The 212-nt window shown below is 72.2% G+C and carries 1 protein-coding gene; it reads left to right on the top strand.

All coding sequences use genetic code 11. From position 1 onward, the window contains the following. Positions 1 to 212: hypothetical protein (locus ACPYOM_RS24415; protein ID WP_481347962.1), on the top strand; the 212-nt coding region annotated here is incomplete at both ends.

Below are 212 nucleotides of genomic sequence, written 5' to 3'. Positions count from 1 at the left end.
CCCCCCCCCCCCCCCCCCCCCCCCCCCCCCCCCCCCCCCCCCCCCCCCCCCCCCCCCCCCCCCCCCCCAAAACCAAACCCCCCCCCCCCAGATTACTACGCGTCTCGTGGGCTCGGAGATGTGTATAAGAGACAGGTGTTCACACCGTACACACCTGGATGCCCCGGATGGGCACCGCTCCGCGACGTCTGCCTATGGGATGAGCAGAGACT

Source organism: Monashia sp. HAY1-2A, from assembly GCF_056755315.1.
Note: the sequence above shows the minus strand (reverse complement) of the source record. Positions and strands in the feature narration are given on the sequence as shown.